The sequence below is a fragment of the Streptomyces sp. Ru62 genome (assembly GCF_002920615.1).
Classification (GTDB): Bacteria; Actinomycetota; Actinomycetes; order Streptomycetales; family Streptomycetaceae; genus Streptomyces.
On sequence record NZ_PQSU01000002.1, the window covers coordinates 351,589 to 376,950 of the forward strand.

At 73.0% G+C, this 25,362-nt stretch carries 18 protein-coding genes and 1 tRNA gene; 10 read left to right on the forward strand and 9 right to left on the reverse strand.

Annotated elements, in window-relative coordinates; genetic code table 11:
• Window positions 1–157: 157 nt before the first annotated feature.
• Window positions 158–688: a hypothetical protein gene (locus tag C3492_RS44090; RefSeq protein WP_146075639.1), complete on the forward strand. Its 531-nt coding sequence runs from the start codon at window positions 158–160 to the stop codon at window positions 686–688.
• Between the two features lie 254 nt (window positions 689–942).
• Here C3492_RS44090 and C3492_RS04040 read toward each other — a convergent pair whose 3' ends face one another.
• Window positions 943–1,284, reverse strand: a complete 342-nt coding sequence (locus tag C3492_RS04040; RefSeq protein WP_103810316.1) for a DUF5713 family protein — start codon at window positions 1,282–1,284, stop codon at window positions 943–945.
• 282 nt (window positions 1,285–1,566) lie between these two features.
• Here C3492_RS04040 and C3492_RS04045 point away from each other — a divergent pair, with 282 nt between their 5' ends.
• Window positions 1,567–2,127, forward strand: a complete 561-nt coding sequence (locus C3492_RS04045; protein WP_258055474.1) for a hypothetical protein — start codon at window positions 1,567–1,569, stop codon at window positions 2,125–2,127.
• A 177-nt stretch (window positions 2,128–2,304) separates the two neighbouring features.
• Here the strand turns inward: C3492_RS04045 and C3492_RS04050 are convergent.
• Window positions 2,305–2,380: transfer RNA gene (locus C3492_RS04050), tRNA-Arg, on the reverse strand.
• A 320-nt stretch (window positions 2,381–2,700) separates the two neighbouring features.
• On the opposite strand from C3492_RS04050, the gene C3492_RS04055 reads away from it, so the two are divergent.
• The 4 genes from C3492_RS04055 to C3492_RS04070 all read left to right on the forward strand — a co-directional run bounded on the left by C3492_RS04055 (window position 2,701) and on the right by C3492_RS04070 (window position 9,452).
• Window positions 2,701–4,308, forward strand: a complete 1,608-nt coding sequence (locus C3492_RS04055; protein ID WP_103810317.1) for a dynamin family protein — start codon at window positions 2,701–2,703, stop codon at window positions 4,306–4,308.
• 3 nt (window positions 4,309–4,311) lie between these two features.
• Window positions 4,312–6,882, forward strand: coding sequence for a YfjP family GTPase (locus C3492_RS04060; protein WP_103810318.1), 2,571 nt, complete (start codon window positions 4,312–4,314; stop codon window positions 6,880–6,882).
• A 351-nt stretch (window positions 6,883–7,233) separates the two neighbouring features.
• Entirely contained in the window at window positions 7,234–7,764 is a 531-nt protein-coding gene (locus tag C3492_RS04065; protein WP_103810319.1) for a single-stranded DNA-binding protein, read from the forward strand.
• A gap of 329 nt (window positions 7,765–8,093) precedes the next feature.
• On the forward strand, window positions 8,094–9,452 hold the full coding sequence (locus C3492_RS04070) for a Cys-Gln thioester bond-forming surface protein (protein ID WP_103810320.1): 1,359 nt from the start codon (window positions 8,094–8,096) through the stop codon (window positions 9,450–9,452).
• A gap of 163 nt (window positions 9,453–9,615) precedes the next feature.
• On the opposite strand, the gene C3492_RS04080 is transcribed toward C3492_RS04070, so the two are convergent.
• From C3492_RS04080 to C3492_RS04090, 3 genes are all read right to left on the reverse strand, one after another.
• Complete coding sequence (locus C3492_RS04080) at window positions 9,616–11,583, reverse strand: NHL repeat-containing protein (protein ID WP_258055475.1); 1,968 nt, start codon at window positions 11,581–11,583, stop codon at window positions 9,616–9,618.
• A 94-nt stretch (window positions 11,584–11,677) separates the two neighbouring features.
• Entirely contained in the window at window positions 11,678–12,169 is a 492-nt protein-coding gene (locus C3492_RS04085) for a hypothetical protein (protein WP_103810322.1), read from the reverse strand.
• A 407-nt stretch (window positions 12,170–12,576) separates the two neighbouring features.
• On the reverse strand, window positions 12,577–13,014 hold the full coding sequence (locus C3492_RS04090; RefSeq protein ID WP_103810323.1) for a hypothetical protein: 438 nt from the start codon (window positions 13,012–13,014) through the stop codon (window positions 12,577–12,579).
• Between the two features lie 245 nt (window positions 13,015–13,259).
• On the opposite strand from C3492_RS04090, the gene ettA reads away from it, so the two are divergent.
• From ettA to C3492_RS04105, 3 genes are read left to right on the forward strand one after another with little or no spacing between them, the layout of a single operon-like run.
• Window positions 13,260–14,924: an energy-dependent translational throttle protein EttA gene (gene ettA / locus C3492_RS04095; RefSeq protein ID WP_103810324.1), complete on the forward strand. Its 1,665-nt coding sequence runs from the start codon at window positions 13,260–13,262 to the stop codon at window positions 14,922–14,924.
• Between the two features lie 6 nt (window positions 14,925–14,930).
• Window positions 14,931–15,374, forward strand: coding sequence for a thioesterase family protein (locus C3492_RS04100; RefSeq protein WP_103810325.1), 444 nt, complete (start codon window positions 14,931–14,933; stop codon window positions 15,372–15,374).
• Window positions 15,371–16,051, forward strand: a complete 681-nt coding sequence (locus tag C3492_RS04105) for a hypothetical protein (RefSeq protein WP_103810326.1) — start codon at window positions 15,371–15,373, stop codon at window positions 16,049–16,051. Before C3492_RS04100 ends, C3492_RS04105 begins: the two co-directional genes overlap by 4 nt.
• An 87-nt stretch (window positions 16,052–16,138) precedes the next feature.
• Here the strand turns inward: C3492_RS04105 and C3492_RS04110 are convergent, their stop codons facing one another.
• The 4 genes from C3492_RS04110 to C3492_RS04125 all read right to left on the reverse strand — a co-directional run bounded on the left by C3492_RS04110 (window position 16,139) and on the right by C3492_RS04125 (window position 24,284).
• On the reverse strand, window positions 16,139–17,089 hold the full coding sequence (locus tag C3492_RS04110) for an ABC transporter ATP-binding protein (RefSeq protein WP_103810327.1): 951 nt from the start codon (window positions 17,087–17,089) through the stop codon (window positions 16,139–16,141).
• An 82-nt stretch (window positions 17,090–17,171) separates the two neighbouring features.
• A complete protein-coding gene (locus tag C3492_RS04115) occupies window positions 17,172–20,132 on the reverse strand; it encodes an FtsX-like permease family protein (RefSeq protein ID WP_103810328.1) in 2,961 nt (986 codons plus the stop codon).
• Window positions 20,133–20,404: 272 nt separating this feature from the next.
• The gene (locus C3492_RS04120) at window positions 20,405–23,716 is read right to left on the reverse strand and encodes an ABC transporter permease (RefSeq protein WP_103810329.1); all 3,312 of its coding nucleotides are present in this window, start codon (window positions 23,714–23,716) and stop codon (window positions 20,405–20,407) included.
• Between the two features lie 163 nt (window positions 23,717–23,879).
• A complete protein-coding gene (locus tag C3492_RS04125) occupies window positions 23,880–24,284 on the reverse strand; it encodes a globin (protein ID WP_030648879.1) in 405 nt (134 codons plus the stop codon).
• A gap of 95 nt (window positions 24,285–24,379) precedes the next feature.
• Here C3492_RS04125 and C3492_RS04130 point away from each other — a divergent pair, with 95 nt between their 5' ends.
• Window positions 24,380–25,357 carry a methyltransferase domain-containing protein gene (locus C3492_RS04130; protein WP_103810330.1) on the forward strand — a complete coding sequence of 326 codons (978 nt, stop codon included), beginning with the start codon at window positions 24,380–24,382 and terminating at the stop codon, window positions 25,355–25,357.
• Window positions 25,358–25,362: the final 5 nt, after the last annotated feature.

Here is a 25,362-nt window from a genome sequence, read left to right on the forward strand (position 1 = left end):
GGAGTGACCCGGCTGTCTTCCCTCTGGTGAGCCTCGATTCCCCGTGAGTCCCCGCCCGTTCTGGCACGAGAGTGGCACGGCCGCAACTGAGGTAGGACGCTTGGTGATCTGGCGTTTTGGTAGATCGTCGCCGGCACTGCCCTGTAGAAACGGCTCCATGGCATGGGAGTGGTTGACGGCTTCGGTTACCGGTGCTGTGGGGATCGCAGGCATCGTCGGGACGGCATGGAGCGGGGCTGCAGAACGGAGGCTACGGCGTCTTCAATCGCGTGACACCCTCGTCCGTGAAAGGCTGGAGGCCCTCTATCTGGACATCATCGGCACCGCGCGGTACGAGCTGACGCTGTCCCGTCCGGCAACCACGGCAGTCGGCGATCCCCCAGCCCAGCGCAGCACAGACGATGTACTTCTTCGGCATTCCAAGATCGAGGCGTTTGCCAGCCAAGCGGTGGTTGACGTCTATGCGGCGTTCCAAACGGCCTGTCGTTCGGCATCGCACTGGGACGGCCTGGCTCGCGCGCGGGCTCGGGAGAACCTTCCGGATGAGCCGACTTACCAATTCCCACCTGAGGCCGAGGGGCTAACCGTTGAAGAGCTGCGGCGGAGAGCTGAGAGGCACTGGGATGACGCCCAGCAGAAGTACAAACGGCTTGTCGAGCTGATACGCGAGGAGTTGGCGTTTCGTTGAGCTTGACCGCGCAGTCAGTCAGGCTTTTGAGCGAGCCAAGAGATGTCGGGCGTGATCAGGAGCCGAAGAAGTGAAGGGCCGGGTCTCTGACCTGCGGCCGTACGATCGATCAACGCTGCGACCTGCGGCTTAGCTGTCGCTGGTTGTCAGCGTTGGTCGTCGTTCGAGTGCCCTCGCACAGCCCACAGACGGCCCGGGACTGCGCCGGAGCTGACTGCGTCTACGAGCGTGGATCAGGGTGACCTCGTACCGGGTCACCAATCGCGGGTTGCGATCAGCGTCTCTACGTCAGAGTCCTGGAAGCCATAGGCCGAGGCTACGAACCAGAAGTCTTTGGCGATTACTTCCCGGGCAACCGTCTCGATCTCGCTGCCTGCTGCCTCGAACTCCGCTTCCAGGAGGTTGAACTCCTCCGTCGCGGCCTGGGTGAGTACGTACAGCGACGCCACATCCGTCGGTCGTTCGGCCTCGATCCGCTCACACAGACGGATCATGATCGCCTTCCCCTTATCAACCACGTGATCCGGGAAGTACCCGTCCGAGTACAGGCCTCGCAGAAACGCGTGCCCTGCCACCTGCTCGTTTGTGATGGTCATGTCGCGTGTCCCATTCCCTGGATAGAACCGATGCGCAGATCATGCAGCACGCCACTGACAAGGTCGGCGGAGCGGCTTTGGGCGGGAGCTGCCATGGGGCGAGTGATCATGGCCCCGTAAGCTTCCGGCGCGTCGGGCAGTGGCCAGTGATCCGTGACCCGGCCGACCTGACCGCCGGCCATCCTCGACTGGATCCGGCGTCGGCCGCGGGGCGGCAAGCGGCTTCACGCCTTCTTCGCCACGCTGTACTACTGCGGGCCCCGGCCCGAGGAAGCCGTAGCCATGCGGGTGGAGGACGTGACCCTGCCGGAACCCGACGCCACCGACCAGTGGTGCGAGCTGCTGATCCACACGGCGACGCCGGAGGTCGGGAGGCAGTGGACCGATACGGGCGAGATTCACGAGCGACGTGACCTGAAGGGCCGTGCGGAGGGCGAGACGCGCACCGTACCGGGGCATCCGGCCCTGACACGCATCCTGCGGCAGCACATCGCCGATGAACAGCTCCAGCCGGGTGATCTGCTCTTCCAGGGTGAGTTCGGTGGGATCCTCGCCGGCTCCGTCATCCGCCGGGCGTGGCGCAGCGCGCGTAAGGCCGTACTGCCTCCGCACGTCTTTGAGTCACCCACCGGACGGCGCGTTTACGACACCCGCAACACGCGCCTGACGGAGTGGCTCAACGACGGCATCCCGCCCGCCCAGGTGGCCGAGTGGGCCGGGAACAGCGTTGCCGTGCTGCTGGCGACGTACGCCCGGTGCATCGACGGGCAGTTACCGGATCTGAAGCGGCGGCTGGAAGCCGCGGGTGACCTTCCGGAGGCGGAGGTGCCGGGCGCCGGCTGATCTTCGACCGGTCGAGAACTTCGACACGTATTCGACACGGCCACCCGCGAAAACCCGGTGACAGCCGGACAGCCCCGGACCCGACCCTTGATCATCAAGAGGGCGTCCGGGGCTTCGCGTACCCGCTGACAACCGCTCTGACCAGCGAAAAGCCCTCCCGAGCGGGAGGGCGGAGACTGGCGCCCCCGGCAGGACTCGAACCTGCGGCCAAGCGCTTAGAAGGCGCCTGCTCTATCCACTGAGCTACGGGGGCCGGTGGGGTGGCCTCGGGTCTGGTGCCCTGGTGGGGGCTGACCCGTGACGTTGCCGCGGTCAAGGATAGGGCTCCCGGTTCCTTGACCCTGTCGCTTCGCCTCCGTGGCTCGATGTGGAGGTTCGGTGAAGCGGTCCTGATAATCGCAGGCAGGTACGAATCGTGCACCGCTTTTGGCGCCCGACGCACCGGGTGTTGTGCACTCGTTATGCCTGGACTGTGCCCGTGTCCCGGTCATCCCTTCCGTCCGTTCTGTTCCGTCGGCGCGCAGACATGTCCATATGCTTCAGAATTCCCCTAAAATTGGGCATTCTTCGCATGTGGTGACCTTGGACGTACGGCCTCAGCTGCTCGACACACTCTCCGCTCTGCGCGACCGTGTCGCCGCCGCACGCTTTCCGCTGCCCCTCGCGGGGGCGCCACGCGCGCGTGCAAACCGCGACGAACTCCTCGCGCAACTCGACGACTACCTGGTACCCCGCCTACGGGAGCCCGAGGCGCCGCTGCTGGCCGTCATCGGCGGCTCCACCGGCGCGGGCAAGTCCACGCTCGTGAATTCGCTGGTCGGCCGACGGGTGAGCGAAGCCGGTGTGCTGCGGCCGACCACCCGGACGCCGGTCCTTGTCTGCCATCCGGAGGATCATCACTGGTTCAGCGGGATGCGCGTGCTCCCCCAGCTCACCCGCGTGTGGGTGCCCCACCAGGACCCCGCCGACGAGCTTCTGCTCACCGACGAGGACCCCGCGCGCGTGCTGCGCGTCGAGACCGCCGACACCCTCCCGCGCGGGCTCGCCCTCCTCGACGCCCCCGATGTCGACTCCCTGATCGCCGAGAACCGCGTCCTCGCCGCCGAGCTGATCTGCGCCGCCGACATCTGGATCATGGTCACGACCGCCGCCCGCTACGCCGACGCCGTCCCCTGGCACCTGCTGCGCACCGCCAAGGAGTACGACGCGACCCTCGTCACCGTTCTGGACCGGGTGCCCCACCAGGTCGTCTCCGAGGTCTCCCGGCAGTACGCGGCCCTGCTCACCAAGGCCGGGCTCGGCGACGTACCCCGCTTCACCGTGCCCGAGCTGCCCGAGTCGGCCTGGGGCGCCGGACTGCTCCCCGCCACCGCCGTCGCGCCCCTGAAGAGCTGGCTCGTCCACCACGCCCAGGACCCCGCCGCCCGCCACCAGGTCATGGCCCGTACGGCCTACGGCCTCCTCGACTCGCTCAAGTCCCGCCTGCCCGAGCTGGCCGGCGCCGCCGCGGCCCAGTACGCGGCGGCCCTCCGGCTCACCTCCGCCGTCGAGACCGCCTACGACAAGGAGCACGCGCGCGTGCGGGCCCGTCTGCAGTCCGGTGCCGTACTCGCCGGGGACGCCCTCAAACGCTGGCGCGCCTTCCCCCTGGACTGCACCGCCGGGGAGCTCCTGGACGCCCTCGTGGACAGCCTGGCCGCCCTGCTGTTGTGCGCCGTGACCGCCGCCGACGAGCGCGTCGACAACACCTGGCGCCGCGAACCCGCCGCCGACGCCCCCGGGCTCGCCCACCGGGACACCTCCCTGGAGAGCGCCGAGCACCGCATCGGGCTCGCGGCCCGGCGCTGGCGGCGCGAGCTGGAGGAGTACGCCGAGGACGAGGTACGCGTACTGGAGCGCACCGGCGCACCCGACCCGGAGGTCGTCGCCGCCCTCGTCGCCACGGCCGTGCTCGGCGGGCGCCGGGCGCGGACCGCGGGCGAGGGCCTCGCCGAGCGGCTCGGCGCCCACGGCGTGCTGCGGCTGCGCGACCGGGCCGGGCGGCTGCTCATCGAGCACGTGGACCGCGTCATGCACCGCGAACGCGAGCGGCGCCTCGCCCCGCTCGACGCCCTGGACGTCCATCCCGAGCCCCAGGCACAACTCATCGCCGCGCTGTCCGTACTGCAGAAGGAGAGGTGACCGGTGACCGCCGTCACTGACCACGACCACACCGATCACACCGATCACATGAGGCGCATGGACCACCTCGGCAGCGACAGCGGCGACACGGGGTCCAGGGACCACGGCGGTCACCCCGGCTCGGGCCCCATGGACGGCGCCGAGCGCACGGGCGGCCTCCCGGAAGCGCGCCCGAGCCTCGTCGAGGCGAAGCTCGGGGACGACGGCCCCGGCACCGAGCGCCCTGCGGACGCGCCGCGGCCTGCCGCCCTCGGCCTCTCCGGGGACGACGGCCAGGGGAACGGGGAGGAGAGCGACAGGGGCAGCGGATACGACGGTTCGGGCGCGGGCGACCGTTCGGACGGGGGCGACGGTTCCGGCGAAGACGACGGTTCGGTTGGGGGCGACGGGAAGGGCCCGGACGCCGGCGGCGGGCGCCCCGCGCGCGTGAAGGACGCGAACGCCGACCGCGTCACCGAGCAGGACCGCGACGCCGAGCGGGACCGCGTCACCGGACGGGACCGCGTCACCGGACGGGACCGCGACGCCGAACGGGACGGCGGCGGTGACGGTGACGGTGACCGTGATCGGGTACGCGACCGCGGCCCCGATCGTGACCGCCCCGCGCGCGGGCACAGTGCCGAGGAGGCCGGCGTCTCCGGCATCTCCGTGCCCCGGCCGCAGCCCCACTCGTCGAAGGCCCGCCCCGCATCCGACGCCACGCCCCCCAAGACCACCACCACGACCGACTCCGGCTCCCAGACCGACTCCGGCCCCGCGAACGGCACCGACTCCGGCCCCGCGAACGGCACGAGCACCGGCAGCGGCACTGGTACCGGCACCGGCACTGGTACCGACGCCAAGCCCGACTCCTCCGACGCCTGGGACGACGGTCTCATCGCGCGGCGCGTCACCGAAGCCAGCGCCGCCGCCCTCGCCGCCGAGCGCGCCTCCGCCGTGGAACCCGCGCACCGCGGGCCAGGCAGCCACACCCCGGCCCCACTGGCGTACGACGGCCCGCTGCGCTCCCGCCTGGACGCCCTGCGCGAACTCGTCGGACTCTCCCGCACCCGACTGGACAGCCGCACCCTCGCCGAGGCCGGCCGCGTCCTGGACGAGGCCGCCGCGCGCCGCAAGCTCTCCGGGCGGCACACCGTCGTCGCGCTCGCCGGAGCGACCGGCAGCGGCAAGTCCCAGCTGTTCAACGCGCTCGCCGGAGTGGCCATCTCGGAGACCGGCGTACGACGTCCGACCACGGCCGCACCCATCGCGTGCAGCTGGAGCGACGGCGCGGCGGGCCTCATCGACCGGTTGGGCATCCCGGGCCGGCTGCGCCGCCGCCCGCTGCACGGCCCCGACACCGAGGGGCAGCTGCGCGGGCTGGTCCTGGTCGACCTGCCCGACCACGACTCGGCCGCCGTACAGCACCGCGAACAGGTGGACCGGATCCTGAAACTCGTCGACGCGGTCATCTGGGTCGTGGACCCGGAGAAGTACGCCGACGCCGTCCTGCACGAGCGGTACCTGCGGCCGATGGCCGGTCACGCCGAAATCATGTTCATCGTCCTCAACCAGGTGGACCGGCTGCCCGGGGACGCCGCCGACCAGGTCCTGGACGACCTGCGGCGGCTGCTGGACGAGGACGGCATCGCGCTCGGCGAGCACGGCGAACCGGGCGCCACCGTGCTGGCGCTGTCCGCGCTCACCGGCGAGGGCGTCGGTGATCTGCGCGAGGCGCTCGGGCAGTTCGTGGCGGAGCGCGGCGCGGCGGCCCGCCGGGTGGCGGCCGACGTCGACACCGCCGCGGCCGAGCTGCGGCCCGTCTACGCCACCGGACGGCGGGTCGGCCTCAGCGAGGAGGCGCGCGAGGAGTTCGCCGCACGGCTCGCGGACGCGGTGGGCGCGACCGCGGCGGGCGAGGCCGCCGAGCGTGCCTGGCTGCGCAACGCCAACCGCGCCTGCGGCACACCCTGGCTGCGGCTGTGGCGCTGGTACCAGGGCCGTGGCGATTCCACCACGGGCCGCCACGCGGTGCGCGCCCAAGCCGACGAGGAGGCCACGGCCCGGCAGAGCGTCGAACAGGCGGTGCGTACGGTGTCCGACCGGGCCTCGGCCGGGCTGCCCGCTCCCTGGGCCCAGGCGGTGCGCGAAGCGGCCGTACGCGGCTCCCACGGGCTGTCCGAGGCGCTGGACGACCTCGCGGCCCGGGCCGGACTGCCGCCGGGCCGCCCGCCCCGGCCGGGCTGGTGGCCGGTGGCCGTACTGGTCCAGGCGGCGATGACGCTGTTGCAGATCGCGGGCGGCGCGTGGCTCGTGGGACAGATCGCCGGCGTGATGGCGCCCAACCTGGGTGTTCCGGTGCTGCTGATGGTGTGCGGGATCATCGGCGGGCCGCTGGTGGAGTGGGCCTGCCGGATGGCGGCCCGGGGGCCCGCGCGACGCTACGGCCAGGAAGCGGAACGCCGGCTACGGGAGGCGGCGGCGAGCTGCGGCCGGGCCCGGGTGCTCGATCCGGTGGCGGCGGAACTGCTGCGGTACCGGGAGGTGCGCGAGCAGTACGGGAGGGTCGTGCGGACCGGGAGCGGGGTGAGGTGAGGTGAGAATGCCTGGTCAGCGCGGGGGAGGTGGTGGCCAGGGTGGGTGACGGGGGCGGTGGGGGTTGTCACTCGTGCCGGTCCTCACCCGTGCGGGTGGCGGGGTTTTCCACAGGGGGCCGGTCGTCCACAGCGCTCAGCGGGCTCGGCCCGGCGGAGGCAGTCTGAGGTCACGGCGATCGCACGGCGCGTCCGGCCAGGAGAAGCGGCGGACGGTGCGGGCGGTCGTCCGGAGGTGCCGGCGCGTACGGCAGAGGTACGCGCCGGCACGGCAGACGCAGCCGTACGGGACGGGCCCGTACGCGTGCCCGGGCGGCCGGAAAGGGCCGGGCGGGGGAGGGGAGCGATCGAAGTGAACGAGACCAATGTCTGTGTGGTGGGGAACGTGGCGACCCGGCCGGCCTACCGCGAGCTGGCGACGGGACCGTCGGCCCGGTTCCGGCTCGCGGTGACCTCGCGGTACTGGGACCGGGAGAAGAACGCCTGGACGGACGGGCACACCAACTTCTTCACGGTGTGGGCCAACCGGCAGCTCGCGGTCAACGTGGCCGCGTGCGTGGAGGTGGGCCAGCCGGTCGTCGTCCAGGGCCGGCTCAAGGTGCGCACGGAGGTGCAGGGACAGCAGCAGTGGGCGTCCGCCGACATCGACGCCGTGGCGATCGGCCACGACCTGTCGCGCGGTATGGCGTTCTTCCAGCGCGCGGTCAAACCCGAGGCGCCACCGGCGACGGCCCGCCCGGAGCCCGACTGGGAGACACCGCGGCCGGCGGAACCGCGGGACGGACAGCCGGAACAGCCCGGCCAGGAGCAGCACGACATGCAGGAACAGGGCGTGGGGGAGGGAGGACTCGCGCCACAGCAGCAGCCGTTGGCGGTGACGTGACGTCAGCGACCCATCGCCGTCCACGCCTTGTCACCGACCCGTTCCCCCAAGCCGCACGTACCGCCTGAACGCACCGTACGAACCGGTGGATTTGTCGATACCGCCAGCTCGCGGACGGTCCCGGCGATAACGATTACGGATCGGATCGGTCATCGGATGATCCGACCGACGGGTGAGGCTCCGGCTGATCCATAGGATGCCGGGCGTGCCCCTTGGGGCTGCCGATTCTGCTGGTGGGACCGTCCCCCACGTCCAACGGGTCCTGCTCGAAGGGGAATTCTGTGCTTGCTGCGCTCTCTGGGTTCTGCCGGTCCACGGGAACGGCCCGCATGGCCGCCGCCACCACGGTGACCGGCCTGATGGCGGCCGGCGTGCTGTCCGGCGCCGGTACGGCCGTGGCCGAGGACACACCGCAGACCCAGGGCGGCGCGACGGCCACGATCAACGGTCTGAAGACCTACGGCGAGGCCGTCCTCCACGAGGACAGTGGCGACCAGCGGGTGTCCGCGGGCCTGTTCGAGATGTCCGTGGACGGCGGCGGCACCCTGCAGACGTACTGCGTCGACCTCCACAACCCCACCCAGCGGGACGCCAGATACCAGGAAACCCCCTGGAGCGGCACCTCGCTGGGCTCCAACAAGGACGCGGGCCGGATCCGCTGGATCCTGCAGAACTCCTACCCCCAGGTCAACGACCTCGCCGCACTCGCGCGGCGCGCGGGAGCGAGCGGGCTGACCGAGCAGGACGCGGCGGCCGGCACACAGGTGGCCATCTGGCGCTACTCCGACGGCGCGAAGGTCGACGCCGTGGACCCACAGGCCGAGAAGCTCGCCGACTATCTGGAGAAGAGTGCCCGGAACGTCGCCGAGCCGCAGGCTTCGCTGACCCTGGACCCGCCCGCGGTCTCCGGCCGGCCGGGCGACCTGCTCGGGCCGGTGACCGTGCACACCAACGCGGGCGCGGTCACGGTGAGCCCACCGGCGGACGCGGCCACCAGCGGAGTGCGGATCATCGACAAGACCGGCAAGGTGATCACCTCGGCCAGGAACGGCAGCCGGCTGTACTTCGACGTCCCCGAGGACGCGGCGGACGGATCGGCCCGGCTGAACGTGCAGGCGTCGACGACCGTGCCGGTGGGCCGGGCCTTCGCCTCCGAGAACCGCAGCCAGACCCAGATCCTGGCCGGCTCCAGCGAGTCCACGGTCTCGGCGACCGCGACGGCCGGCTGGGCGGAGAAGGGCGCCATGCCGGCGGTCTCGGCCCGCAAGAACTGCGCCAAGGGCGGCGTGGACATCACCACGGCCAACACGGGCGACGAGCCGTTCACCTTTCGCCTGATGGGCACCGAGCACACGATCCCCGCGGGCGCGTCCCGTACGGTGACCGTGCCGCTCCAGGAGGACCAGGCGTACGACTTCACCATCACCGGCCCCCATGGCTTCAGCCATCGCTTCACCGGCGTCCTGGACTGCAAGACCCAGGGAACGATCACGACGGAGACGGCCCAGCTCCACACCGAGCCGAGCCCGGTCACGGTGGGCGGCAACACCGCGGACACCACCAACCTGGCCGCGACCGGCGGTTCGATGATCACTCCCATGATCGCGGGCGTGGCCATCGGGCTGGTGGTGATCGGCGGCGTGGTCCTGATCGTGCTGCGCAAGAGGGAGTCGGCCCACGACGGGTGACCCCGGGCGGGGCTCGTCCAGCAGCCGATCGGCGCCGAGCCGACGGCCACGCCGTCCACCACAGGGTGTCGCCGCCGGTGCCGTAGCTCTCCCGGCCGAGCCGCGGGGCCGACGGCCGGGGCGGCGCCGTCCGGGAGAGCCAGGGCTGGTCGGCCGGCGCGGTCTACTTCGGGCAGGCGGTGGTGGTCGCTGACGACGGGCGGGTCGGCAGTGGGGTCAAGGGCGTGCAGACCGGGGCGGCGACGCCGATGAGTTCGACCAGGCCCACACCGCCGGTGGGCGGGGCGATCTTCGACCAGTTGTTGGCCACCCAGGCGTTGCCGGACGAGTCGATCTGGACCGCGGTGAGGTGCTGGATCGCCTTGTTCTGGAAGCCTTGAGCGGGGGACAGGACGGTGCCGGTGGACGCGCCGGACGGGCAGGCCCCGTCGTTCACCCCGCACAGGAGGGTCACGGAGGAGTTGCCGAAGCCGGCGACCCACACGCGGTCCTGGCCGTCGATGGCGACCGACCAGGGGAAGACCTTCTTGGGCAGTCGGTGCACGCCCGCGACGGTTCCGTTCGGCCGGATCTCGGTGACGGCGCTGCTGAAGAAGTTGGCCACCCAGGCGTTGCCCCTGCTGTCCAGGGCCAACCCGATGGGCCCTTGGAGCGACTTGTCGGTGGTCGAGGCGACCGGCTTGAAGTCGGGGCCGATGACCGTGACGCTTCCACCGATCTTGCTGGGCCGGCCCGCTTCCCTGATCTGCTGGTAGGAGAGGTGGCTGTTGGTGACCCAGGCCCGCCCCTGGCCGTCGATCTGCACGGCGAACGGGTGGTTGAAGCTCTTGTCGGTGATGGTGATGGCCTTGCTCGGATCGCCATGGGGGTAGACCACGACGCTGCCCACCCCGGGCTTGCCCTTGAGGCCGTACGAGTTGGCGATCCAGATGTTGCCTCGCTGGTCGACGGCGACGCCCTGCGGTGCGGCGAGATCGCCGTCCTTCCAGCCGGCAGAGGGCGACAGGGGCTTGCCGGAGGACGAGTACTTCGCCATCGCGTCGCCGCCGTAGCTGGGCGCCCACACGGATCCGTCGTGATCGATCGCCAGGCCCCAGGCTCCGCCCTTCATGCCGCCTCCGCTGATGGGGCTGCCCAGGGTCGGCCGGCCGGTGGGGTCCTGCACGGTGACATAGGGACTGGCATCCCTCGTACCCGGCTTCCAGTTGTTGCTCGCCCACACGTTGCCCTTCGCGTCGAACGCGATGCGGCCCGCCGCGTAGACCTGGGAAGCGGGGTGGCGTACGGCCAGGATCCAGGACCGGGGTGCCGCTGTGAGGGCCGGGGTGAACACTTTCGCGGTACGGGCCAGGGCCTGCAGGCGGTCCGGGGACTGCGTCGGGTTGCGCACCAGGCTGAGGACCGCCTGCACGGTGTCGGCCGGCGGGCTGCCACCGGCCGGTGCCGCCAGTCGGATCAGCTTGTCGCATCCGGCGCCGTCCGTCGCACAGAGCGAGACGAGGTTGGCCAGCGTGTTCTGCGTGGCGAGCGTCTCACTGTTGGCGCCGTCCCCGGTGAGGGCGCTTCCTGGCTTGCCGGTCGTCGGATCGGCGAGGTTGAACGCGGTCGCGGCGGCGTTCTGAAGCCCCGGAGCGGGTCCCGCGATGCCGCGTCGGTCGCTGAACTGGGTGAGGGCGTACGTCGCGGCGACGGTGGTCAGTTCGTTGAGCGTCACCTTGGCCGAGGTCCGCTCGTGTACTGCGCCGCCCGAGCCGAACCCGACGACCGAGCGCAGTCGGATCCGGTGCGCCTGCCGGGACGTGGCCTCGACGTAGATCACACCGTCGGCAGGCTTGGTGTACGCGATCCGGAAGGAGCCGTGCGCGTCGGCCGTGGCCTGGCCCAGCTTCGTGACTCCGGAGCGGGACCCCGCCATGAGCGTGACCTGGGAACCCTGGAGCGGCTTGCCCGCCGCGGTGACGGTCCCCTGCAAGGAGGCCGGCGCGGCACCGAGCGCCGATGCCGGCAGGGCGAAGGCGGCACAGGCCGCTGCGACAGTGGCCGACGCCAGCCGCAGGGCCGCGGCCCGCGCCTTGGCGTGGCGCCCTTTACGGGCCGGCAGCGCACGGACGTGCATGCCGGAAATACCCATGGAATGTCCCTCTGTGCCGCGAAGCCGACCAGTGAGCGGAAATGGAAACCGCATGGAGCGGATCGACCCATGGCCAATGAGTGGAGCGGACCGATCAATAAGCGGACTGCCCGCCCGCTGCTTGCCTCGCCTCGATGCCCTCGGATCCGGTTTCCGGCACTCTCAGCGCGAACCAGCCGACCCGGACCCCCATCAGCCAGACCACACCCAGATAAAGTCCTGGGCCGACTTCACGCATCTCGTCGCGAACGCCCCGGGCTACCAGCGAAATCCTGGAATAGTCGATGACGATGCAGTCCTGGTCGTCCAACAGGCTCGGCCCGGGGTAGACCTGAGCCACGATGGCCAGCACGTCGAACGCGGTCATCCTGTTGCTCAGATAGCCCTCGTGGTCGAAGACCTTCCCCCGCCACACGGCCATGCGCACCAGCCAGGCGAGCGGCTCAGCCACCCACTTTCCTCCCCAGCGGACGATGCCGGTGCCCTCCAGCGGGCCGTGCGGAATGTCACCGGGCGGACTGGCGCGGAAGAGTTCCACCAAGCCCTCGTCGCCCATGGTGAGCAGATCCGTCTCGGTGAGTGCCACGATGCATCCTCCCGGCAGTGTGACGAAACGTCGCCCGTGCCCCGACGCGGCCTCGGCTCGGAAATTCGCCGGCTCGGAAAGTAAGCGGCTCGCCCAGAGGTCGCCGGAATGGCTTGCCAACGTTGGAATTGCTGGCGAGAAATAGGGCAGCAGAATGTGCCCCCGCCTGATGTCGCCGCGTACGTCAGCGCGCGCACGCCTGCGCTCGATCGCTCGATATGACATCGGGCCGACAATCACCAGTGTCGGCGCTCTCGGGGAGAACCGCCACCGCTGCCGACGCCGTTCAGACGTGGGTCCGCCGAACGCCGGTGCATGCGATCAGACTGTCGCCTTCCTCGGGTTCCGCTCCATGCCGTCACCTCACCGGGATCTGCCCCAGCGGCCGAACACAGCAACCCACGCCTTCAGCGCCCGTAGACGTGACCGCGCACCAATGGGTCGTGTTCCAGGATGAAGTCGGAGACCTGCCAGAATTCCGACAGGCGTGGATGCCGGAGAGCGGCGTCACGGTCGAGCTTCTGGCCGAAGAGCGGACCGTCGGGGTGTGCGAGGCCCGCAGTCACGAGAGTGGAGGCCGGCTCGTCCTGGCCGGCGACCGGGCCCACTCGGCAGGCGAAGGAGACGTGGTCGTCCCACTGGTCGGAGCCGACACCCCACGTTCCGAAGATCACGTCCATCCAGGCGTCGTGATCGCGGTCCCGGTGGTGGTAGCAGTTCGCGAAGTACACCGCGTACGGCGCGCCGTCCGAGTAGACGAAGTTCCATGCCCGCTCGATGGGGGCGTCGCAGCAGTCGCACTGGAACTCACGCGTCTGCCGGTCAGGGCCGAAGGTCAGTGGCATGACGCACATGATGAGGTACGGGCCGAGTGCGGGAGGGCCTGGGTCGTCGGGGCCGCCCGTGGGCCGTGCAAGGGTGCCCGAGGCCGGCCGGCGGCGACCGGCAGTGACGGACGAGCCGTAGCGCGCATCAGCGAACCCCCAGGTCAGCGCGCCCGGACCAGACGCGTTTCCGCCCAGGGGTGGCCGTACGGCAAGATGGGGTGTATCTGCCCACTGCCAGATTTCAAGCTGCCGGACGGTTTCTCTTGGCTGAGTTCATTTACACCATGCGCAAGGCGCGCAAAGCGCACGGCGACAAGGTGATCCTCGACGACGTCACCCTGAGCTTCCTGCCGGGAGCGAAGATCGGTGTCGTCGGCCCGAACGGTGCCGGTAAGTCGACCGTGCTGAAGATCATGGCGGGGCTGGAGCAGCCGTCCAACGGTGACGCGTTCCTGTCGCCCGGCTACACGGTCGGCATCCTGCTGCAGGAGCCGCCGCTGACCGAGGACAAGACCGTCCTGGAGAACGTCCAGGAGGGTGTCGCCGAGATCAAGGGCAAGCTCGACCGGTTCAACGAGATCGCCGAGCTGATGGCGACCGACTACTCGGACGCGCTGCTGGAGGAGATGGGCAAGCTCCAGGAGGAACTGGACCACGCCGAGGCCTGGGACCTGGACGCCCAGCTGGAGCAGGCCATGGACGCCCTGGGCTGCCCGCCCGGCGACTGGCCCGTGACCAACCTCTCCGGTGGTGAGCGCCGCCGCGTCGCGCTGTGCAAGCTGCTGCTGCAGCAGCCCGACCTGCTGCTGCTCGACGAGCCCACCAACCACCTCGACGCCGAGTCCGTGAACTGGCTGGAGCAGCACCTCGCCAAGTACCCGGGCACCGTCGTCGCCGTCACCCACGACCGGTACTTCCTGGACAACGTCGCCGGCTGGATCTGCGAGGTCGACCGCGGTCGCCTCCACGGTTACGAGGGCAACTACTCCAAGTACCTGGAGACCAAGGCCGCCCGTCTCAAGGTCGAGGGCCAGAAGGACGCCAAGCGGCAGAAGCGGCTCAAGGAAGAGCTGGAGTGGGTCCGCTCCAACGCCAAGGGGCGGCAGGCCAAGTCCAAGGCCCGTCTCGCGCGGTACGAGGAGATGGCCGCCGAGGCGGACAAGATGCGGAAGCTGGACTTCGAGGAGATCCAGATCCCGCCGGGCCCGCGCCTGGGCAACGTCGTGGTCGAGGTCGACGACCTGCACAAGTCCTTCGGTGAGAAGGTCCTGGTCGACGGTCTGTCGTTCACGCTGCCGCGCAACGGCATCGTCGGCGTCATCGGTCCGAACGGCGCCGGCAAGACCACCCTCTTCAAGATGATCCAGGGTCTGGAGACCCCGGACTCCGGTGCCATCAAGGTCGGCGAGACCGTCAAGATCTCCTACGTCGACCAGAGCCGCGAGAACATCGACCCGAAGAAGACGCTGTGGGAGGTCGTGTCCGACGGGCTCGACTACATCAACGTCGGCCAGGTCGAGATGCCGAGCCGGGCGTACGTGTCGGCCTTCGGGTTCAAGGGCCCGGACCAGCAGAAGCCGGCCGGTGTCCTCTCCGGTGGTGAGCGCAACCGGCTCAACCTGGCGCTGACCCTGAAGCAGGGCGGCAACCTGCTGCTCCTCGACGAGCCCACCAACGACCTCGACGTCGAGACGCTCTCCAGCCTGGAGAACGCCCTGCTGGACTTCCCCGGCTGCGCCGTCGTCGTCTCCCACGACCGGTGGTTCCTCGACCGCGTCGCGACGCACATCCTCGCCTACGAGGGTGAGTCGAAGTGGTTCTGGTTCGAGGGCAACTTCGAGTCGTACGAGAAGAACAAGATCGAGCGGCTCGGCCCGGACGCCGCGCGCCCGCACCGCGCCACCTACAAGAAGCTGACCCGGGGCTGATCGGTCTTGCGCCACATCTACCGCTGCCCGTTGCGCTGGGCGGACATGGACGCGTACGGCCACGTCAACAACGTGGTGTTCCTCCGCTATCTGGAGGAAGCCCGGATCGACTTCCTGTTCCGCCCGGACAAGGACTTCAAGCAGGGGTCCGTGGTGGCGCGCCACGAGATCGACTACAAGCGGCAGCTCGTCCACCGGCACGAGCCGGTGGACATCGAGCTGTGGGTCACCGAGATCAAGGCCGCGTCCTTCACCCTCACCTACGAGGTGAAGGACGGCGATCTCGTGTACGTGCGGGCGTCGACGGTCATCGTCCCGTTCGACTTCGACGCCCAGCGCCCCCGGCGGATCACCGCGGAGGAGCGTGAGTTCCTCCAGGAGTACACGGACACCGCCGAGGGCCCTACGGACGCCGAGCCCGATCCCGAAGGGGAGGCCGTCGCGGCATGACCGTGCTGCACCTGGCCGACGAGACGGAGGCGGCGGATCTCGCCGCCTTCCTCTCCCGGCTGCTCCACTTCGACCGTGGAGCCGCGGTGCGGCTGCAGGCGGCCGGCACCGCACTCGCCGTCTTCGGCCGGCCGCCGTCCTTCGAGGTGCTGGCCGTCCGCGCGGTGCGGCTGGCGAAGCCGTACGAGGACGGGCTCGACGTCACCCTCGACGTGACCGTCTCCGCCGGTGAGTTCCTGGAGTCCGTGGACGAGCGCGCGGCCACCGCCGCCGTCCCCGGCGCGGTCACCGGACCGCCGTGGGCCGGGGTGCTGCCGCCGCGTGCCGGCTGGCGGCCCGAGCCGGGGCTGCCGGCGCCCGACGCGCTGCGTGCCACGGTCGCCGCCGCGGTGGCCGAATTCCGCTCGCGCACCGAGGAGCTGGGGCCGCAGGGCCGCACCCGGGCGGAGCTGGACCGGATCGGGCAGGACATCTGGTCCCGGCAGCTCGCGGGCACCCGGCTGCCGGTACGGGCCGTGCACGCGGCCCAGTCACTGGGCTTCCTGCGGCCCGGCAGCGAGCCGGGCGACATCGGGCTGTTCTCCTCGGGGACGTGGCTGCGGCTGCGTACGCCGTACGGCTCGGTGGCCGTGCGGCAGGCGGGCCTGCTCGGGGCCTTCGGGGTCAGCGTGCGCTGAGCAGGGCGGGTCGGCGTGCGCTTGGCCCGGCGGGTCAGCGTGCGCTGAGCCCGGCGGATCAGTGTGCGCTGAGCCGGGCGGTTCGGCTCACTGCGTGTCGTCGGGCCATACGCCGATGTGGTCGGACTCCAGTTCCAGGGCCACGCGGTCGCGCATGTCCAGGGCGCGGAGGTAGTCGGCGGGCAGTTGGAGGCGGCCCGCGCGGTCGAGCATGGCGTACTCGCGGGCGACGACCGTCTCATGGCCGGTCGCCGCGTCGATCTCGCTGCGGCGCAGCACCTCGGTGGACGTACGGCCGTCCCGGATCGCCACCGTACGGCGGACCTCGCTCGCCACCGCCTGGTCGTGCGTGACGATGACGATCGTGGTGCCCAGGGTCTCGTTGGCCGTGCGGAACGCGTCGAAGATCTGCGCTGCCGTCTGTGAGTCGAGTTCCCCGGTGGGTTCGTCGGCGAGCAGGACGGCCGGGTCGTTGGCGAGGGCCACGGCGATCGCGACGCGCTGCTGCTGGCCGCCGGACAGCTGCCGCGGGTGGCGGTCGCGGCAGTCGGCCACCTGGAGCAACTCCAGGAGTTCCAGGGCGCGCTCGGTGCGGGCGCGGCGGCCCCTGCGGGTGCGGGAGAGCTGGAGGGGGAGCGCGACGTTCTGGGCCGCGGTGAGGTACGGGAGGAGGTTGCGGGCGGTCTGCTGCCAGACGAAGCCGACGACCTCGCGGCGGTAGGCGAGGCGGTCGGCGGCGGTCATGGTGAGCAGGTCGCGGCCGGCGACGCGGGCCGCGCCGGCGGTGGGGGTGTCGAGGCCGGCGAGGATGTTCATCAGGGTGGACTTGCCGCTCCCGGACGCGCCGACCAGCGCCATCAGTTCGCCCTCGCGGACGAGGAGGTCGAGGCCCTGGAGGGCCTGGACCTCTATGCCGGCGGTGGTGAAGATGCGGACGAGGCGGTCGCAGGTGATCAGGGCGTCGTGCCCGTACGCGGGGTTCGCTCTGGCCTCGGTGACGCGGTGGGCCAGCTCGGTCAGGCTCGGGTCGGTCGTCATGGGGTCTCCTGCGGGTGCGCCGTGCCCGTGCCGGGCAGGGGTGGGGTCGCTCGCCCGGGCCGGCCGGGCCTCCCGTGGGCGGTCATCGGCCGTCTCCCGCCCGTAGTTCCGTCACCGAGCCCCGTCTCTGCGCCCACCAGGCCTGGAGTGCCGCCACTCCCACCGCCACCGTCACCACCGCGAGTGCCGGGAGCAGCAGCGACCAGGTGTCCGGGTGGAGGCGGGTCTCGGTCAGCGGGGTCCGGGCCGACGGGAAGGCGACGGTCGTCAGGTCGATGCCGGGGGCGAGGAGGCGGATCGCCGTCCAGCCGGTCAGTGTGCCGCCCAGGGCCGCCAGGAGGGCCTGGGGCAGGGATTCGAGGATCAGCAGGCGGCGGGACTCGGCGCGGGTGAGGCCCATCGTGCGGAGGCGGGCCAGCAGCGCGGACCGTTCGGGGGCGGCCCGGAGCAGCGACAGCAGCAGGGCCAGCACGGCGAAGCCGGCCCCCGTGGCGACGGCCGCCGTGTAGACGTGCTCGGCGCCGGACTGGAGGGGCGAGTCGGCGTACCGGGCGCGTTCCTCGGTCCGCAGCCGTACGGCGGCCGAGCCTCCCACGGCCTTCCGGAGGGCGTCCGCGTCCACGTGGTCGCCGGTGAGCAGCAGGGTCGTGGGGCGGCTCGCCGGGGCGGGGAGGCCCGCGCGGTCCACGATGAGGAAGTCGGGACCGGAGACGGCCGGCGTGCGGTCGCGGACCAGGACGATCCGCACGGTGATCGCGCTGCCGTCCTCCAGCCGCACCAGGAACGGCCGCCGGGTGCCGTACGAGGAGGCGACGGAGGGGGAGGCGACGGCGGGGAGCGGACCGGAGCGGTCGTCGCCCGCGAGGTGGCCGGCGCCGGGGCGGGCCTTGGCTGTGCGGGCGGTGGTGCCGGGGCGGGCCTTGGCTGTGCGGGCGGTGGTGCCGGGGCGGGCCTTGGCTGTGCGGGCGGTGGTGCCGGGGCGGGCCTTGGCTGTGCGGGCGGTGGTGCCGGAGGGGCCCCGAGCCGGCAGGCGGCCCGTGCCGGAGGGGCCGCCTGCCGTCGACCGGCCCGTACCGGTCTGCCCCCGCGCCGTGATCCGGTCGGCGGGGAACGGGCCCAAGCCGGTGGAGGTCGTCAGGGTGTCGTAGCCCTGTGGGTCGACGCCCAGCAGGGGTACCGCGTTCTCGCCGTCCTCCGGCTTCGCCTGGTACGCGATGCTGACCGGCGTCACCGCGCGGACCCCGGGCACCGAGCGGGCCCGGGCGGAGGCGTCGGCCGGCAGCGGGGTGCCCGCGTCGGCGCGGGCGTCCGCACCGACCGTGAGCAGGGCCGCACGGTCGCGGGCCTCGGCCACACCCGCCAGCACCGAGCCGCCGAACGCCGCCGTGGTCAGCGCGGTCAGCAGGGCGAGGAGCGGAAGCACCGCGGAGCCCTGGGTACGGCCCGCGCGGGCCAGGGAGAGGTGGCCCACCGCGCCGCGGAGCCGACCGACGGGACCGGACAGGCGCCGCAGCAGCAGCGGGTACACGCGGAGCAGCACCAGCGCGGCGATGACACCGACCAGGACGGGGGCCACCGCCGTCAGCTGGTCGCCCGTCGTACCGCGCCGGCGCAGGGTGGCCACCGCACCGGCGGCCAGCACCAGCAGGGTCAGCTCGGCGACCGTACGGCGCCGGGACGGGCGTACCGAGGCGATGTCCTCGCGCGGGGCCGCCAGCCGGACCGCGCGGTGGGCGAGCGCGGCGCGCAGGGGGAGGGCGGCGCAGGCGGCCAGGGTGACGGCCAGGGCGGCGAGGACGGCCGGGGTGACCCGGCCGGCGGGGACCACGAGCAGGGACGCCGCCAGGCCGAGGGCGCCCGCCGGTACGGCGATGACGGCGGTCTCGGCGAGCAGCCGCCCGGCGAGACCGGACAGGGAGGCGCCGCGGGCGCGCAGCAGGGCGAGTTCGGCGCGGCGTCGGTCGGCGGCCAGGCCACCGGTCATGAGCAGGACGACGGCGACGACCGTCGCGGTGCCCGCGGCGGCCACGGAGACCAGCGGGGCGATGCCGGAGCGCAGCCGGGAGAAGGAGGCGAGGGCGTCGTCCAGGCCGGTGTCGATGTCGGTGCCGTCGTCGGTGACGGCGCGGGCGCGTTGCAGGCCGGGACCGGATTCCAGGGCGGCGACGGCCGGCCGCAGGCGGTCCAGGTCGTGGGCGTGCAGACCGCCCAGAGCGGGGGCCAGGTGCCAGTAGCGGGCCGGGTTGGTGCTGGTGCCCAGCAGGGCGGGGGCCGCCTCGGGGGCGAGCAACAGCGCGCCGAGCCAGTACTTGTCCGGGTCCGGGCCGGGGGTGGGCAGGGTCACCAGGGTCGGGGTGCGCAGCAGCGGGACGGTGGACCAGTAGGCGCCGTCGGGGTCGCGCGGGACGAGGATGCCGGTGACCCGGACGGCGAGCGGGTCACGGCCGGGCGCCGGCATGTGGACGACCGAACCCACCTCGATGTGCAGGGCCTTGGCGGTGGCGGCGGTGACGGCGGCCTCCACCTCGGGGGTCGAGGCGTCGACCGGGTGCGGGGCGCGCGGCAGCCGGCCGGTGCGCACGCGCGCGTGGTCGGCGAGGCCGTTCTGCGCGGCCAGCGAGATGCGGGCGGGCAGTCCGGTCGGCCGCGGCAGCCACGGGTCGGGCACCGCCGGGCTGACGGTGCCGGCGACGCCGTACGCGGACTGGGCGCGCTGCACGCTCAGCGGGCTGCCGACCGCGCCGAGCACCTTCTCGTACTGCCGCTCCAGGACGTCGGGGCGCAGTGCCGCGGCGCGCCGCTCGGGCAGCAGGCCGAGGTCGGGCTGGGGCGCCGACACCCGTACGGTGGTGTGCTCCGGGCGGGCCTGCCGGAGCGTCCGTTGCAGTCCGGCGTCCTCGTACCGGTCCACCGCCCGCGGAAACGCGCCCGCCAGACACGCGGCCAGCCCGACCAGCAACGCGAGCGCGACGGCGGCACCGGGCGCGGCCCGCAGCCGGGTCCGCACCCACGGAGCGACCACGCGCGGCAACGGCCGGCCCATGTCACTCACCTCCCTGAACGTGCGGCACCTGCACGGGCTCCGTCCGAAGCACGGCGGCCACCACCGTGAGCGCGGTCCGCCGTCGGGCGCGTGCCGGCGGCGTGACCGTGTGGGGTGCCTCGGCTGGGTACGGGCATGGTGTCGGCCGGCGCACGGGGGTCGGGTGCGCCTCCGTGAGCGCGTCCAGCAGTCGGGTCCGTGGCGTCGGAGTGGCCGCGTCGGAAGCGGTGGGCCCCGGAGCGGTGCCCCGCCTCAGTGCCGGTCGTCCCATGTCACTCACCCCCCTGCGCGCGCAGCGCCCGTGCCGGGTCCGCTCGGCGTACGGCGGTTGTCGCCGCGATCGTCAGGGGTGCCACGGCGACGGCGGTGAGCAGCAGCGCGACCTGTCCGGGCGGGAGGCGGACCAGCAGGTCCGGTACCGGGCGGGTCGCCTCGCCGGTCAGGACGATCAGGGGCAGGACGGTGCGGGCCAGTACGGTGCCCAGGCCCAGACCCACCGCCAGCGCCAGGCCCACCAGGACGGCCTGTTCGGCGGCGACCGTCCGGGCCAGCTGGCGGCGCGGTACGCCGAGTGCCCGCAGGACGGCGAACTCGGCGGCGCGCGCCCGCTGCGCGCCGGCGGCGCCGACCGCGAAGCCGACCGCGGCGAGCGCCGCCGCGACCACGGCCGCCGCCGTGAACGCGGCCTCGGGTCCGGCGCCGAAGGGGTCGTCGCGCAGTTCGGCGGCGATCTCGTCGCGGACCACGACCTGCCCGGGATCGACGTCCGGCAGCGCCCGGATCGCGGCGGCCACGTGCGCGGAGGCGCCGGGCGCGGTGGCGAGCCACCACTCGGTGGGGGCGGCGTTCTCGCCGTACCGGGCCTGGAGCAGCTGGTTCAGGGCGCGCAGGTCGAGCAGGACGGCACCGCCGTCGTGGGTGCCGGTGGCGGCCGGGTCGGCGGTGGCCGGCAGCGCCCGTACCGCCCGTACGATCCGCACCGGCACCCGCCGGTCGCCGATGGTGAGGTCGAGCCGCTGCCCGGTGCGGGCGCCCGCCGCGCCCAGGTAGCGGTCGGTCGCGACGGCCGGCACCTCGGCGGGCGCGGTCTGGGCGGCCTGGAGCCGGAGGGTGACGGAGGCGACGGTCCAGATGTCGGCGTCCGGGAGGTAGCCGGTGCTGTAGGCGAAGGTCAGCGGGTGGGTGCCGGTGACCTCGGGGCGGGTGGGGCTGGTGGCGGCGCTCGGTACGGCGGCGCCGCCGGCCTCCGCGGTGGTGGTCCACCGGGCGGGCAGCCGCAGCCGGTGCTCCGTGCCGTCCGTGCCCGACGCGGTCAGCCCGTCGATCGTCAGGCGGTGGTGCTCGGCCCGTTCGGCGGGCTGGGTCAGGTCCAGGCGGAGACCGGTGAGGGTCGCCGGCCCGGTGGCGGTGCCGAGGGCGAGGGCCAGCGTGTGCGGGCGCCCGTCGGCGGGGAGCTGCCCGGCCGGCAGCTGGTACGGCACCCCGTACCGGTCGGTGAGGGTCACCGTCACCGCGGTCGTGGTGCCCGGCCCGGTCGAGCTGTGCAGACGGGCCGTCAGCTCCAGCCGGGCGGTGCCCGCCGGGACCCCGGCCCCGGCCGGGGTGCCGTTGGGGGTGAGCCGGCCCAGCAGCGGCCGTACCGGTTCGTCCGCCAGGTCTCGGCGCATGAGGACCGCGTCCGCCGCGTGGGCGGTGTCGAGGGCCAGCACGGTGGCCGTGCGGTCGCCGGACAGCGGCTGGGCGGCGCGCACGGCCGGGGCGGCCTCGCGCACCCGTGGCAGGCCGGCGTACAGGTCCGTACGGCCGAACCCGTCCTCCCCGGCGGCCAGGACCCGCACCGGCACCCCGGCCCGGAAGTCGGCCTGGTCGTCCTGCGAGCGGTCCCAGGAGGCGGCCTGCCCGATCGCGAGCATGCCGAGGGCGACGGCGAGGACGAGCAGCAGCACCGGGCCCGCGCCGCGCGCGGTGCGCCGGCTGAACTGCCAGCCGGCCAGCGCCACCGGCAGCCCCCGCCCGCCGGCCGCCCAGCGTTCGGCGAATCGCGCCACGGGCGGCAGCAGCCGCAGCGTGAGCACGGTCCCGGCGAGCAGGGCCAGCGCGGGCGCGGCCACCAGCAGCGGATCGACGCCGAGCGCGCCGGACCGGTCGGCGGCCACGGCGCCGGAGTCCTGCCGGCCCAGCTGCCAGTAGGCGACCCCGGCGATCGCGAGCAGCCCGAGGTCGGCGCCGGCCCGCAGCGGGGCCGGCACGGCCCGTGCGCCGCCCGGCCGGGCCGTCTTCCGCCGGAGCCGAAGGGTCCAGGAGTGCCGGGGCCCGGACGGGCGCGCCTCGGCTCCCGTGCCCGTGACCGCCGGTACGGTCACCGCCAGCGCACAGCCGACGGCGACCCCGGCGGCGACCAGCCAGACTGCGGGACGGCCGGCGGGCGGGAGGTCCAGGCGCAGGCCGAGCCGGGCCAGCGGGCCGTGCCCGGCCAGCAGGGCGGTGAGCGGGCCGGCGAGCAGCGGCGCGCACACGGTCGCGGGCAGCGCGAGCAGCAGCGCCTCGGCCCCGGCGAGCGCGGCGATCCTGGCGCGGGAGGCGCCCCGGGCCCGCAGCAGCCGGGTCTCGTCGGCGCGTTCGGTGCTGAGCAGCCGGGCGACCAGCAGCAGTGCGTAGCCGGCGAGCAGGACGAGCTGGAGCGCGATGATCAGCAGGGTGGAGCGGGCCACGAGCAGTGAACGGTCCACCCGGTCCAGCACGTCCGGCAGCGCGGTCTGCGACACCGTCGTACCGCTCAGCGCGGCCGGCTCGCGCAGGGCGGCGCTGCCGGCCCGGGCCGCCGCGCGCAGCTCCCCGATCCGTCCGGTCGTCATCGCGGCGAAGTCCGCCGACGCCAGCCAGGCCGTCGCGCCCGCGCTGATCCGGCCGCCGGTGAGGACTGCGGGGTCGGCGAGCAGCGGGCCGTACGTCGTGAAGCCGGAGTTCCTCACCCCGCGCCCGAGCAGGTCGTCCAGCCGCCAGTACGGTGCCGTCACCGAGGCGGGGCGGTACACGCCGACGACCCGGACCCGGACCGCGGGGCCCTGGAGCCGGTTCGCCAGGGTGAGCCGGGCGCCGGGCTTCAGCCGCAGCGCCCGGGCGGCCGTCTCCGGTAACGCGACCTCGACCTCGCCGTCGGTCCGACGGGGGAGGCGGCCGGCGGCCACCCGCACCTGGGTGCGGTCCAGTGCCGCGAAGTAGGTCAGGTCCGGGTCGCCCGACCTGCTCGCGGGCGGCTGGAGGGAGCGGGGCAGGGCGTACGGCCCCGAGCGGCGCAGGGTGCGTACGGTCACCGGTGACCCGGCGAAGGTGCGGCGCGCGCCCTGGCGTACGGCGGTGTCGGCGGCGGTCCGCTCGGCCGGCGGCACGTCCGCCTTGACGATCAGTGCGGTGTCGGCGGCGTTCCGCGGGTCGCCGAGGACGTGGCGCAGTGCCGCGTCGCCGATCGCCCCCGAGTACGCCGTGAGCGTCGCCAGCACGGCGGTGGTCAGCACCACCGTCAGCAGCGCGGCGCCCAGCAGCAGGCGGTGCGCACGCGCGCGTGAGAAGACGAACCCCGTCACCCGGCCCCCGTGTGTCCGGTGCTTCCAGACCTCCGGGCGATGCTGGCAGAGCGCCGGGCGGCGGGTAAGCGGTTGTTCGCCGGTCTATACCGGATTGTGATCGGAATGCGGCGACGGGTGACCGGAATCCGACCTTCAGTGGCGACCCGTCAGTCCCGAGTGATCAGTCAGGGGTGTTCACCATCGACGCGGCGGCGTACGTCAGGTAGTTCCACAGCGTCCGCTCGTGCTCCTCCGACAGCCCCAGCTCGTCGACGGCCACCCGCATGTGCCGCAGCCACGCGTCGTGCGCCGCCCGGTCCACGGTGAACGGGGCGTGCCGCATGCGCAGCCGGGGGTGGCCGCGGTTCGCGCTGTACGTCGTCGGACCGCCCCAGTACTGCATCAGGAACAGGACCAGCCGCTCCTCGGCCGGGCCCAGGTCCTCCTCCGGGTACATCGGCCGCAGCAGCGGGTCCTCCGCGACCCCCTCGTAGAAACGGTGGACGAGCCGGCGGAAGGTCTCCTCCCCGCCGACCTGCTCGTAGAAGGTCTGCTCCTGAAGCGTGCCGCGCCGAATCTCATTCACCCGTCCATCGTCTCAGACCGGGTGACCGAGGACTCAAGGCTTAGGACCACCCCTGTCCGACCCGCCCGCGGACCGGCCGCCCCTACTGTGGACCCATGGGCGCCTACGACACCGAGACCGAGGCTCTCGCCGACGCGGCGCGGGCCGAGCTGGTGCGGGAGATCGACGCCGACGGGGCCTGGGCGGACGACCCGGTGTGGCGGGAGGCGTTCGCGGCGGTGCCCCGGCACCTGTTCGTGCCGTACTACTACGTCACCGGGGCACGCGGCTACGAGCGCCGCTGGGGCGAGAGCCCCGACCGGGAGGCCCGGGAACGCTGGGTGCGCGGCGCCTACGCGGACGTACCGCTGGCCACCCGGCTGCGCGACGGCGAGCTGCTCTCCTCCAGCAGTCAGCCCTCCCTGATGGCCCGGATGCTGGTCGCCCTGCGCGTCGAGGACGGCGACCGCGTCCTGGAGGTGGGCGCCGGCACCGGCTACAACGCGGCCCTGCTCGCCCACCGGCTGGGCGCCGACGACCTCGTCACCACCATCGACCTGGAACCGGAGATCACCGAGTCGGCCCGGCAGCACCTCGCGGCGGCCGGCCACCACCCCGTCGTCGTCACCGGCGACGGCGCGCGGGGGGTGCCCGAACGCGCCCCCTTCGACCGGATCATCGCCACCTGCGAGCTGCCCACGGTGCCTCGCGCCTGGCTCGCCCAGTGCCGGCCCGGCGGGCGCGTCCTCACCCCGCTCGCCACCGGCCTGCTCACGCTCACCGTGCGGGACGCGGAACACGCCGAGGGCCCGTTCTTGCCCGGAGCCGCCTTCTTCGTGCCGCTGCGCGGCGGGCGCCGGGCGCAGCCCGAGGGCGTCTCACTGGCCGGGCTGCCGAGCCGGGCCCGTGAGCAGGAGCCGTTCCGCTTCCTGCTCACGCTGACCCAGGGCACCCTCGACCCCCAGGAAGCGTACGCCCTGTGGGAGCGCGAGGGCGAACCGGAGCGCGGACGGTACGGCGTCACGGTCGCCGGCGAGCGCGCCTGGGCGTGGCTGGACGACCCGCAGGGGCCGTACGCCTGGCCCCTGCCCTGAGCGCG